9 protein-coding genes and 1 pseudogene are annotated in these 11,799 nt (G+C 34.0%); 5 read left to right on the top strand and 5 right to left on the bottom strand.

The features are described from left to right. The first annotated feature begins 159 nt into the window (after positions 1-159). Positions 160-747, top strand: coding sequence for a glutathione peroxidase (locus ACFX5E_RS09140; protein ID WP_379854896.1), 588 nt, complete (start codon positions 160-162; stop codon positions 745-747). A 188-nt stretch (positions 748-935) separates the two neighbouring features. On the opposite strand, the gene ACFX5E_RS09135 is transcribed toward ACFX5E_RS09140, so the two are convergent. Together ACFX5E_RS09135 and ACFX5E_RS09130 are read right to left on the bottom strand one after the other, a co-directional pair. Continuing rightward, on the bottom strand, positions 936-1,886 hold the full coding sequence (locus ACFX5E_RS09135) for a tRNA dihydrouridine synthase (protein WP_379854895.1): 951 nt from the start codon (positions 1,884-1,886) through the stop codon (positions 936-938). A gap of 92 nt (positions 1,887-1,978) precedes the next feature. Beyond that, positions 1,979-2,476 (bottom strand): GNAT family N-acetyltransferase, encoded by a 498-nt coding sequence (locus ACFX5E_RS09130; RefSeq protein ID WP_379854894.1) that lies wholly within the window; start codon positions 2,474-2,476, stop codon positions 1,979-1,981. A gap of 95 nt (positions 2,477-2,571) precedes the next feature. On the opposite strand from ACFX5E_RS09130, the gene menD reads away from it, so the two are divergent. Together menD and ACFX5E_RS09120 are read left to right on the top strand one after the other, a co-directional pair. Beyond that, complete coding sequence (gene menD / locus ACFX5E_RS09125; protein ID WP_379854893.1) at positions 2,572-4,233, top strand: 2-succinyl-5-enolpyruvyl-6-hydroxy-3-cyclohexene-1-carboxylic-acid synthase; 1,662 nt, start codon at positions 2,572-2,574, stop codon at positions 4,231-4,233. A gap of 101 nt (positions 4,234-4,334) precedes the next feature. Further along, complete coding sequence (locus ACFX5E_RS09120; protein ID WP_379854892.1) at positions 4,335-4,676, top strand: DUF2853 family protein; 342 nt, start codon at positions 4,335-4,337, stop codon at positions 4,674-4,676. A gap of 171 nt (positions 4,677-4,847) precedes the next feature. Here the strand turns inward: ACFX5E_RS09120 and ACFX5E_RS09115 are convergent, their stop codons facing one another. Both ACFX5E_RS09115 and clpB read right to left on the bottom strand, forming a co-directional pair. Next, positions 4,848-6,200 (bottom strand): M28 family metallopeptidase, encoded by a 1,353-nt coding sequence (locus ACFX5E_RS09115; RefSeq protein WP_379854891.1) that lies wholly within the window; start codon positions 6,198-6,200, stop codon positions 4,848-4,850. 306 nt (positions 6,201-6,506) lie between these two features. Further along, positions 6,507-9,122: an ATP-dependent chaperone ClpB gene (clpB, locus tag ACFX5E_RS09110; protein ID WP_379854890.1), complete on the bottom strand. Its 2,616-nt coding sequence runs from the start codon at positions 9,120-9,122 to the stop codon at positions 6,507-6,509. A gap of 142 nt (positions 9,123-9,264) precedes the next feature. On the opposite strand from clpB, the gene ytxJ reads away from it, so the two are divergent. Further along, complete coding sequence (gene ytxJ, locus ACFX5E_RS09105; RefSeq protein WP_379854889.1) at positions 9,265-9,654, top strand: bacillithiol system redox-active protein YtxJ; 390 nt, start codon at positions 9,265-9,267, stop codon at positions 9,652-9,654. 86 nt (positions 9,655-9,740) lie between these two features. Here ytxJ and ACFX5E_RS09100 read toward each other — a convergent pair. After that, a pseudogene (locus tag ACFX5E_RS09100) lies at positions 9,741-10,025 on the bottom strand (argininosuccinate lyase); the annotation flags it as partial. 150 nt (positions 10,026-10,175) lie between these two features. Between ACFX5E_RS09100 and ACFX5E_RS09095 the strand changes: the two are divergent. Beyond that, positions 10,176-11,780, top strand: a complete 1,605-nt coding sequence (locus ACFX5E_RS09095; protein ID WP_379854888.1) for an energy transducer TonB — start codon at positions 10,176-10,178, stop codon at positions 11,778-11,780. Positions 11,781-11,799: the final 19 nt, after the last annotated feature.

The raw sequence follows: 11,799 nt of genomic DNA, 5'->3' as shown, positions 1-11,799 counted from the left end.
TTTTTTAACTTTTGTTTAGCGGAAATAAATTTTTAAGGAACAATTAATTGTTTTAATTTTATCGACAATATAACTATGAAATGAGCTGAACAAAAATTCGGTGATGTTACCGATATTTATATGCGATTCCATATTCAAAAAAAATAAATATATCTACGTATGAAAAATCTATTATTCTTAACATGTTCTGTGCTGTTTCTTTTTAGTTGTCAAAATCAGGCACAAACCAAAAAAACTAAATTAAATAAAAGCAATATTGTTATGGAAAAGGAAACAATTTATCAGTTCAAAGTAACCGATTTGTCAGGAAATATGTTTGATTTTGCATCTTTGAAAGGTAAAAAAGTAATGATTGTCAATACCGCTTCAAAATGTGGTCTTACTCCTCAATATAAAGATCTTGAAGCAATATATAAAGAATATAAAGACAAAGGATTTGTGATTGTAGGTTTTCCAGCTAATAATTTTGCTTCACAAGAGCCTGGAACAAACGAAGAAATTGCTGCATTTTGTCAATTGAATTATGGAGTCACATTTCCTATGATGGACAAAGTTTCTGTAAAAGGGGATGATATGGCTCCTATTTATCAGTTTTTGACTCAAAAAGCTAAAAATGGATTGCAAGATTCAACTGTAGAATGGAATTTTCAAAAATACCTAATCAATGAAAAAGGAGAATTAGAAAAAGTCATTTCCCCAAGAATATTAGTAACGGATCCGGAAGTATTGAATTGGATTAAAGTATAATTTACGGCCGCTAATTAGCCAATTTCAGAAAGTAAATAAGTTAAATGAGATTCTCAGTCAAATGAGAATCTCATTTTTTTTGTTGATAAATAAGAACTGATTATTCCCTAAATTTTAATCAGTAAGATATTAAGAATTATTTAGACCCGTTGCTTAATGAACCTTAATTTCTAAATGGTTTAATTTCTTTAAAACTTTTCATTTTTGAAAATTTCTGCAACAGCGGCTTCGTAATTCCGTATACTTTGCGCTTTTTTTATTTTTTTCAATACCTTATGCGGATTTGAAAACGTAGCGGAAAAATATTCCCATAAATGGTACATTTTCAGTAAAATATGTGTGGATCCTGATAATGACTCACTATAAATAGCATACAAAGTATCATGAAACGCACTGAATAATTCAATTTTGTTTGCAGGATATTCTAAAGTATTTTTTTTAATCATACTCGGTAAGAAAGGATCTGAAATTAATCCTCTTCCAATCATCCAGTGGTCTATGGAAGGAAAGCGTTCTTGCATTTCATGAAATTTAGCCACGGTAGTGATATCACCATTATAATACAATTTATGTTTCGTGTTGTCAATACATAGTTGAAACGCATCTAAGTTTACACCTCCTTTATATAATTGCTTCCCAATGCGCGCATGAATTGCAATATTCTTGATAGGGTAGTTGTCTAAAATAGGTAAAACATCAAGAATTTCTTCACTGTTTTCATAACCCAAACGCATTTTCATAGACACAATAATGTCAGATTCAGAATGTGCCCGTTCCAGAATGTGATTAATTTTCTCTGGATTGCTTATCAGACCGGAGCCCATTCCAGATTTGGTCACCATAGGATAGGGACATCCTAAATTCCAGTTCAGTTCTTTATAGCCTAATTCCCTAACATACTTTGCCACAAATAAAAATTCATCGGCATCATTTGTTATAACTTGCGGAATGACCTCTAAATCAAGATTGTTTTCAGGAAGAAGGTCGCGTTCATAAGAAGGTTTGATAACCATTTTTCCGTTCAAGCGGATATAAGGCGAGTAAAATGTGTCAATTCCTCCAAAAATTTTGTTTTGGGCATTTCTAAAACGAAAGTCGGTAAATCCTTGTAAAGGAGAGGAGAGCAATGTGTAATCCATACTATTTGAAAATGTGCAAATATACGACTTCTTTGTGCGGTAATGGTTTTCTTGGACTAACTATGTTTTTTTGAGTAATGGAAATTCCTTCTTTATTTTAGAATCAATTGCATAAAAACCAAGTCAAGCCAATGATCAAATTTGTAGCCTACTTCCCGAATAGTGCCCACCACTTTGAAACCAAATTTTTCATGAAAAGTAATGCTTCCTGCATTATCAGCATCAATGGCGCCAATCATAACATGATACCCTTGATTTTTTGCCAATCGAATCAATTCAGCCAATAGTTGTTTTCCAATGCCTTTCCCTATAAATTCTTGAGCAACATAAACGGAATGTTCTACCGTATATTGATAGCCATTTTTTTCTCTAAATTGTCCATAGGTAGCGTATCCAATTGTCCCATTTTCATATTCAGCTACAATTACCGGTTGATTTTTTGCCTGTTTTTGGTAAAACCATGATTTTTGAGTTTCAAAATCGTGTGGTTCATAATCATAATTAGAAGTGCTGTGAAGTATCTGATGATTCACAATTTCCAATATCGTATCTATATCAGCAAAAACAGCCGGTCTTATCTTAATTTCCATATCGAATCTATTTTCCCTACAAATTTAAGAAAACTATTTAAGATTAGAGAAAAACCTTTGCAACTTTGTATCTTTGTTCTTTTGAAACTAAAACAATGATTTACCCCAAAATACCTTTAGCACAAAGCATTATTCAGATTTGTTTAGCCAAAGGAATCACCACCATAATAATTTCCCCGGGTTCTCGAAATGCCCCTTTGACAATCGGTTTTGTAAACAATCCCGCTTTTCAATGTTACAGTATTGCCGATGAGCGTTGTGCCGCTTTTTTTGCACTCGGAATTGCGCAACAAAAAAAACAACCCGTGGCTCTGGTTTGCACTTCAGGTTCTGCATTATTGAATTATTATCCTGCTTTTGCGGAAGCATTTTACAGTCAGATTCCTCTGATTGTGATTTCTGCGGATAGACCGCAAGGCAAGATAGATATTGGTGACGGACAAACCATTCGTCAGGAAAATGTATTCGCCAACCATTCTTTGTATAATGCCAATTTAAACGAAGCAGTTTCAAAAGAAAATGATTATAAAATAAACCAGGCGATTGATATTGCTTTGGATAAAAAAGGACCGGTTCATATTAATGCGCCTTTTGAAGAACCTTTATACGAAACGGTTTCAGCCCTTTCTGTAGATGTAATGGTGAATGCTTTTGCAAATTTGAACGCATTGCCTGCAATAGAAAATTTATCTGAATTTGCTTCTATTTGGAACAATTCAACTCGGAAAATGATTCTTGTTGGCGTCAATGATCCCAATATGATTTCAGATAAAACAATCAATTTTCTTGCCGATAATCAGTCGCTAGTGGTGATGACAGAGACGACTTCTAATTTGCATCATCCCAATTTTATAAATAATATTGATACGATTATTACGCCTTTCACTTCGGATGATTTTGAGACTTTTCGTCCGGAAATCCTGCTGACTTTTGGAGGAATGATTGTTTCTAAACGTATCAAAGCATTTTTACGAAAGTACAAGCCCAAACACCATTGGCACATTGATACTTTGAGAGCGTATGACACTTTTGGAGTATTGACGAAGCATTTTAATGTTAACCCGAATTCTTTCTTTGAAGCTTTTTTGCCTTTGACTACGGCAATCAAAAGTGATTATTTCATAAAAATGGATGCAGTGCAAACTTTGCGAAAAGAAAAACATGAAACCTATTTAGCCAAAATTTCTTTTTCGGATTTCGTAGTTTTTGAAAAAGTGATTAGAAGATTACCAAAAAACAGTCAATTGCAAATCAGCAACAGTTCGGCCATTCGCTATGCACAATTAATAGACATTGATTCATCGGTTGAAGTGTATTGCAATCGAGGCACGAGCGGTATTGATGGAAGTACATCAACCGCTATTGGTGCGGCTGTCGCCAATGAAAAACAGACGATTTTTATAACAGGCGATATTGGTTTCTTATATGACAGTAATGCACTTTGGAACCAATACATCCCGAAAAATTTCAAGATTATTTTGATTAATAACGGTGGTGGGGGTATTTTTAGAATTTTGCCTGGCCATGAAGAAACTCCTGTTTTTAATACATTCTTTGAAACTTCACATTGTTTAACTGCCGAACATTTGGCCAAAATGTATGGTTTTGAATATAGTATTGCCAGTGATGAAACCAGTTTAGAAAATAGTTTAAATGCTTTGTACAGTCAGAATGATAAGCCAAGTATTCTGGAGGTTTTTACTCCAACATTAGAAAACGATAGTATTCTATTGCAATATTTTAAAGAACTGGTTTGATTTTAAAATTGTATAATTTTATTAAAAAAAACGATTGTTTTATGAATAAATGATTAAATTGAGATAGTTAAGAAAAATAATCAACTATTAAACTTTTATTTATGAGTGTAAGAGATGAATTAATTGTGAAGTATGCTTCCGATTTGAAAGACAAATGTGGCGTTAATCCAGACATGGATTTATTAACAAAAGTAACTATTGGTTGCGGCCCTTCGATTTATAATGATGATTCAGCGACTGTAGCCGGAGGCCAACAATCAGAATTGGACACAATAAAGAATAATTTTTTAATTAAGAAGTCAGGTCTGTCAGATGGCGCTAATTTAAATGCCGGAATTGATACCATAATGGAAAAATACGGGCGCTCTAATAAAAATAAATACAGAGCAGTAGTTTATTATTTATTAGCTGTTTATTTCAAAAAAGAGAGTGTTTATAATTAATACTTAAGTTAAATTTTTACCAGAAAAAAAGCGTTTGCCTCGGCAAACGCTTTTTTGTTTAGCACTTATTTTTATTAGTTATCCAATGGACTCTTAAACTCTTAATCTCATTGTATAAATTTAAAATCATACAGAATCTAAATATCTAATTATTCAAAATTTTCTGATATTTTAACGAATAGGAATTGGAAAAACCGGTAAGCTGGAATGACCTAATTCATCCACTGATTGTACTGCAAAGAAATAATTGTCTTTTGAATAGGGAATTTCGGCTTTTAAATCTTTGATAAAAATTGCTTTTTCCCAGTGTGGCGTTGCAGTTTCGCGGATAAGAATATGATAGCCATAAACCGGTTTGCCTTCCGGAGCACTCCAAACCAGAGTGGAGAAATTAGTCAGATCTTTTACTTCAATTCCTACGTTTGTAGGTGCTTTTGGAGACCAAGCCAGATTGCTGAAAGTGGCCAAGTTGGAACCTGTTATTTTTCTCAAATAGTCAAAATCCATAAATTCAGGAAGATCGCCGTATTTTATGTTGTTTTCTGTTCTTAGATTTTGATGCTGTTGATTGTAGTTTTCATTCCTTTCGCAAAAACGAATAGCAGTAAATCCGTTTTGGCTAAAAGGAGTGTGATCACCTCCGCGTAAAAATCGGTCATTTCTGTATACTAAAATAATGTCTAACTGCTCCACATATTGATTGGTAACTGTTTTGATGTAACGGGCTAATTGTCGCGAAGGACTGTCATTATCACGATTGGTAGCTTTACGCAATTTAGCTTCAGCTTCTGTTTCCAGAAAAGGTATCGTCTCGCTAAAAACCCTAACTTTAGTATTGTCTCTTACATTAGTACCGCTTGACAAACTGTTTCCAATCATATCGTTATTAATCATCGCAACGACATTCCATTTGGATTCTTTGGCAATATCGGATAAATGTTTTGCGCCATACAATCCTTGCTCTTCACCGGTTACCGCCACAAAAATCAACGTAAAAGGGAATTCCCGTTTGCTCATAATTCTCGACAATTCCATCATTGCGGCAACTCCTGAAGCATCGTCATTAGCACCAGGCGCATCAGATTTAGCATCCATCACATCAGTAGCACGGGAATCTAGATGACCGCTTATTATTAAAACGCGATCATCAGTTGGATCTGTACCTTTTAATGTCGCCATTACATTTCCGAGTTGGCTGTCAGCTGCAATGCGTTTTCCGTCGGCTTTAATCATAAAATAATCGATAGTTGACGAAAGTCTCCCGCCAGATTCCAACGCATATTTATCAAATTCAGACTTTACCCATCGCTGCGCCGCTCCAATACCTCTTGTACTGCTTTTGGTGTCACTCAATGTATGTCTGGTTCCAAAAGAAGCTAATTTGCGTACTGTTGCTTCCAGATTTTCAGCTTTTACCTCGGCAACCATTTTTTTGATTTCGGGATTGTCGATTGTAGTTTGTGCGTAATTGTTATGAGAAATGAATAGTAGTAGGAATAAAAAAAGAATTGAGGTTGGTTTCATTAATGGATTTTTTTAGTTTTCTCAAAGTTAAGGAAAAAGAAAATTAAATTGTCAGAGAAATTAGATTTTAGCATTTGTTTATCCATAGTAGGTACAATATTTTCAAGAGTAAATCAATTTGAAAAACCAAAAATTTCTATTCTAGCCCCGATGGGAGCAAGTATACCACGCTTTTGGGCGTGGATACTGCGGACAGCGGGACAACTCGTGATGAAAACCCATAAAGGTGCTGCTACTAAAAAAAAGTAAGGTATAAAAAAAACTAGCCTTTCGACTGATGTTTTTCAAATGAATTTATTTATTAAATTAAGAAACTAATTCGATCTGATTTCTAAAAACCAACTGCCCATTAAAAGCATCCAACAGAATAATACTGTCTGTTGTGATTTTTCCCGCTAGAATTTCTTTAGATAATTGGTTCAAAACATCCCTTTGAATGACACGTTTTACTGGTCTGGCTCCAAATTGCGGATCATATCCTTTTTCAGATAAATAGGCAATAGCTTCTGGAGTTGCATCCATCGTGATACCTTGAAGTGCTAGCATTTTGGTCACACTTTTCAGTTGTAAACCAACTATTTTGGTAATATTTTCATTGGTTAACGGCGTAAACATCACGATTTCATCAATACGGTTAATGAATTCCGGACGAACCGTTTGTTTCAATAATCCCAATACTTCCACTTTGGCAGCTTCGGTTGCGGCTTCTATGCTTCCTTTTATCCCAAAGTCTCGGGATTCGAATTTCTCTTGAATGATCTGGCTTCCCATATTAGAAGTCATGATGATAATCGTGTTTTTAAAATCGGCCAAACGTCCTTTGTTATCTGTCAAACGTCCTTCATCCAATACTTGTAACAAGATATTGAAGGTATCAGGATGCGCTTTTTCAATCTCATCCAATAAGATTACGGAATACGGTTTTCTACGAACGGCTTCCGTCAATTGTCCGCCTTCTTCATACCCCACATATCCTGGAGGTGCACCCACCAATCGGCTTACACTGTGGCGTTCCTGATATTCGCTCATGTCAATACGAGTCATCGCATTTTCATCATCAAATAGGTATTCGGCCAGGGCTTTTGCCAATTCGGTTTTTCCAACACCTGTTGTGCCAAGGAAAAGGAATGTTCCCACTGGTTTTTTCATGTCTTGCAGTCCGGCACGGCTTCTTCTAACCGCATCACTTACTGCTTGAATGGCTTCTTCCTGTCCTACGACTCTTTGATGTAATTCATCTTCCAGTTTCAGCAGTTTTTCTCTTTCACCCTGAAGCATTTTCATTACTGGGATTCCGGTCCATTTGGCCACGACTTCGGCTATATCTTCTCGGGTAACTTCTTCTTTAATTAGGGAAGTTCCAGATTGATTTTCCTGTAATTGTTTTAGCAAAACATCCAATCGTTCTTGGGCTTCTTTGATTTTACCGTAACGAATTTCAGCCACTTTTCCATAATCACCATCGCGTTCGGCACGTTCCGCTTCGTATTTGAAATCTTCAATTTCGGTTTTTACCGCTTGAACGTTATCGACAACATCTTTCTCTGATTTCCATTTGGCATAGATTTCGTTTCTCTCTTCTTTGAGGTTGGCCAAATCCATTCCCAAAATTTTGAGCTTGCTTTCGTCTTTTTCTCTTTTAATGGCTTCAATTTCGATTTCCAACTGCATTACTTTTCGATCCAAAACATCCAGTTCTTCTGGTTTAGAATTGATTTCCATGCGTATTTTTGAAGCTGCTTCATCCATTAAATCAATGGCTTTGTCTGGAAGAAAGCGATTGGTAATATAGCGTTGTGATAATTCGACGGCAGCAATAATAGCATCATCTTTTATCTGAACTTTATGGTGTGTTTCATATTTTTCCTTGATACCACGCAAAATTGAAATAGCACTTTCGGTATCCGGTTCTTCGATCATTATTTTTTGGAAACGTCTTTCGAGTGCTTTGTCTTTTTCAAAGTATTTTTGATATTCGTCTAATGTGGTTGCTCCAATGGCGCGTAGCTCTCCACGTGCCAAGGCAGGTTTCAGAATGTTAGCCGCATCCATAGCGCCTTCGCCACCGCCGGCTCCAACGAGTGTATGGATTTCATCAATAAATAAAACAATATCACCTTCGGCAGAAGTTACTTCTTTCACCACGGATTTCAATCGTTCTTCAAATTCCCCTTTGTATTTTGCACCAGCAATTAGGGCACCCATATCAAGAGAATACACGATTTTATCTCTAAGGTTTTCAGGAACATCCCCGTCGACAATTCGGTGTGCCAATCCTTCCGCAATGGCCGTTTTACCTACTCCAGGCTCACCAACCAGCATAGGATTATTTTTAGTTCTACGGGTTAAAATTTGCAATACGCGTCTAATTTCCTCGTCACGACCAATAACGGGATCCAGTTTACCGGCGCGGGCCAGTTCGTTCAGGTTTTTGGCGTATTTGTTTAATGAGTTATAGGTTTCTTCGGCAGAAGCGGAAGTCACACGTTCACCTTTCCTTAATTCTTCTATGGCTGCTTTCAATCCTTTTCCGGTTACACCCTGATCTTTTAATATTTGGGCAGCTTTGGTTTTAGAATCAAAAATCGCTAAAATTAAATGCTCCACAGAAACGAATTCATCGTTCATTTTTTGTGCAATAATTTCGGCTTCGTTCAGCGTTGTGTTTGCGGTTCTGGATAGCATAATTTCGCCACCGGAAACTTTCGGAAAACTCTGAATCGTGCTATCTAATATTTGAAGAAACAGCGGCACATTTACGTTTAATTTTTTCAAAATAAAGGGAGCCACATTTTCATCGACTTCAAAAATTGCCTTGAAAATATGTTCGTTTTCTATTTGTTGCTGTCCTAAAGTTTGAACCAATTGTTGTGAAAGCTGTATGGCCTCCTGAGATTTGATGGTGAATTTATTTATGTTCATGACTTTATATTTCTTATGTTATTTACTTAACTTTGCGAATCAATATTCAATATATATTCCAATATAATAATACAGACAAATTGACAGAAATTTCATGATTTTTATTATGTTTAAAGTCAAAATGTCTTAAAACAAGACAATTATGAGTTTTTTTAAAAATATGTTTGATAGTTCAGACGATAAGAGTTCAAACGAAAACAAAATTAACTGGAATGAACTAACCGATTTAGGACAACTGAATGAAATTATTTCTATTTCGAATGAAAAACCAGTGGCTATTTTTAAACACAGTACCCGATGCAGTGTAAGTAGGATGGCGCTGAAACAGTTTGAAAATGAGTTTAATAGCTTAGATAAAGTTACGCCTTATTTTTTAGATTTAATAGCGCATCGCGATATTTCTAATGAAATTTCAACTCGTTTAGGAGTGACGCATCAATCGCCACAATTGATATTAATTAAAGAAGGAAAAGCTGTTTATAATGTTTCGCATAGTGATATTGATGCGGACGAATTGGGTAAAAGAGTTTAAAAACCAACAGATTTAAATTTAAAGTATAAAAAAATCCATTCGTTGAAGCGAATGGATTTTTTTGTAATAATTATTGTGGTTTTGAATTAATAAGAATCGTTCATTTTATTTTTTATGGCATCCAAACAAAGATTGTTGATGCTTCCTTCGTGCGTATGTTTGGTTTCTTTTGGAGATTTAAAAGTACCATTTTCCAATTGTTCTGCAACGGCTTTATAAGCATCTCTAAAAGGCATTCCTGCAACCACCATTTCATTTAAAGTATCAACGGTAAACAAATAATTGTATTTTTTATCGTCTAAGATATGCTCTTTTACCTTAATGTCCTTGATTGCAAAAATAGCGATATCCAAGCAGGCTTTCATGTTTCGATTATGAAATTTTGTCAAGAATACTGTAATATTTGTAAAAATAACTTTGTTAATTTTTATTGGAATTTAAGTTGTTTTCCCTTTTAAATTGTTATTTTTGATTCGCTTATTAACTCAATGAAAATTCTATAAATAATACAAAATCCCAATATGAAAATACTTTTTTACCTGTTAGTAGTCACCTTTAGTTACTGTATGAATGGCCAGAATATAGCAACTAATTACGAAATAGGTAGTTTTGTTGATTATAATAAGAAAATTATTAACGGTTACTTTGATTTTGATTATGAACCTAAAATAGCACTTAATATTAGTTACTCAGCCGTAGAAAATTTTGAAAAAGGCAGTTATTATGACAACAATGGATTGAAAGTAAGTGGATTGTTGAAATATTCTCAAAGTGATAGAGCATTGAAGTTTAAATTAAATGAAAAAGATGAAGAAAAATCTATTACAGCAGATGAATCTAATGGATACATAATTGGTATAGATACATTTTCTGTAGTAAAAAATGTCATGGTTGTAAGTGTTTTTGGAGATAGAATTTCAGGTAAAAGTGAATTTGCAGAAAAGATTGAAAATGTCGCCGGAATGCAATTTTATAAATTTATGGCAGAAGGAGCAAGTGGAATTCCTTACTCTAAGTATATTGTAAAGATTAGTGATGATTCTGATTTTGTTACTTTTCCGTCTGGGGAAGGTAAATTTAAAAAGATGGCCGCCGATGTTTTTGGAAATGACCCGGTTCTGAAAACACAGATTGAAAATGGGAAATATGATGAGAAAGATATACCGTCTATCATAAAGATTTATAAGTACAGAAAGCTTTATAAAAGAGGGCATAATATTCTTTATAATTCTTTTAGAGATGAAACTAATAATCCTGATAAAAGTACTTATTATTCAAAAATAGAATCAGTAAAAGATTCTGTTTTTCATGTAACCCATTTTTTTAAAAACGATGTAAAAATTTATGAAGGTGATTTCACCTCTTTTTATCCTCATTATAAACAAGGTGATTTTTTATTTTATTTTCCCGACGGAGTGGTTCGAAGAAAGCTAAGCTATAAAAATAATAAGCATAAAAAAACAGTTGAATTTTTTGAAAATGGAAAAGTTCACAGGGTATATGATATTTTGGAATTTGGAACAATCATTTATAAATTAGTGTATAATGAAGATAATGTTAATGTTCTAGATGCAAGAGGGAGTGGTAGTGAAATATTTTTAGACGTAATTACAGGAAAAAAAATAACTTACGAATATGAAAATCAGAAATTAAAAAGCGCTTATTTCACAGATTTTAACGGAGAAAAAGTATATCAAGTTTGTGAGAATAATGCAGAAATTAAGAAGATTAAAAGTTTACAAAAATTAATTAAGGAGAAAGTAAACTATCCATTAGAATCTATTCAAAATAGCAATCATGGATATGTATTACTTAAATGTATTATTGATCCATCAGGAATTGTCTCAGAGATTAAACTAATTAAAGGATTAGATTCAGATTGTGATAAAGCGATATTAGATTTTTTAACTTGTTTTAAAACAGAAATTTATTGGAATCCCGGAAAAGTAGAGGGAAAGGCTATAAAACAAGAAATTATTTTACCGATAGATTTTTCAATAATCCAAACTTCATCATACAGGAATCACTATTATAATTTTAATACTTGGTTTTTTCAAAACATGATGATGCAGCAAAACATGATGATGCAGCAAAATATGATGAGAGCTCCGATGGGTAGATTTTGATTTTGAAAGGAATAATTAA

Source organism: Flavobacterium xylosi, from assembly GCF_042787345.1.
Lineage (GTDB): Bacteria > Bacteroidota > Bacteroidia > Flavobacteriales > Flavobacteriaceae > Flavobacterium > Flavobacterium xylosi.
This window is presented reverse-complemented; position numbering and strand designations above follow the sequence as displayed.

Bases quoted from the DNA above. Each gene is read 5' to 3' on its own strand.
- menD (WP_379854893.1), top strand. From the start codon at position 2,572: ATGATTTACCCCAAAATACCTTTAGCACAAAGCATTATTCAGATTTGT.
- ACFX5E_RS09140 (WP_379854896.1), top strand. From the start codon at position 160: ATGAAAAATCTATTATTCTTAACATGTTCTGTGCTGTTTCTTTTTAGT.
- ACFX5E_RS09115 (WP_379854891.1), bottom strand. From the start codon at position 6,200: ATGAAACCAACCTCAATTCTTTTTTTATTCCTACTACTATTCATTTCT.
- ACFX5E_RS09130 (WP_379854894.1), bottom strand. From the start codon at position 2,476: ATGGAAATTAAGATAAGACCGGCTGTTTTTGCTGATATAGATACGATA.
- clpB (WP_379854890.1), bottom strand. From the start codon at position 9,122: ATGAACATAAATAAATTCACCATCAAATCTCAGGAGGCCATACAGCTT.
- ACFX5E_RS09135 (WP_379854895.1), bottom strand. From the start codon at position 1,886: ATGGATTACACATTGCTCTCCTCTCCTTTACAAGGATTTACCGACTTT.
- ACFX5E_RS09120 (WP_379854892.1), top strand. From the start codon at position 4,335: ATGAGTGTAAGAGATGAATTAATTGTGAAGTATGCTTCCGATTTGAAA.
- ytxJ (WP_379854889.1), top strand. From the start codon at position 9,265: ATGAGTTTTTTTAAAAATATGTTTGATAGTTCAGACGATAAGAGTTCA.
- ACFX5E_RS09095 (WP_379854888.1), top strand. From the start codon at position 10,176: ATGAAAATACTTTTTTACCTGTTAGTAGTCACCTTTAGTTACTGTATG.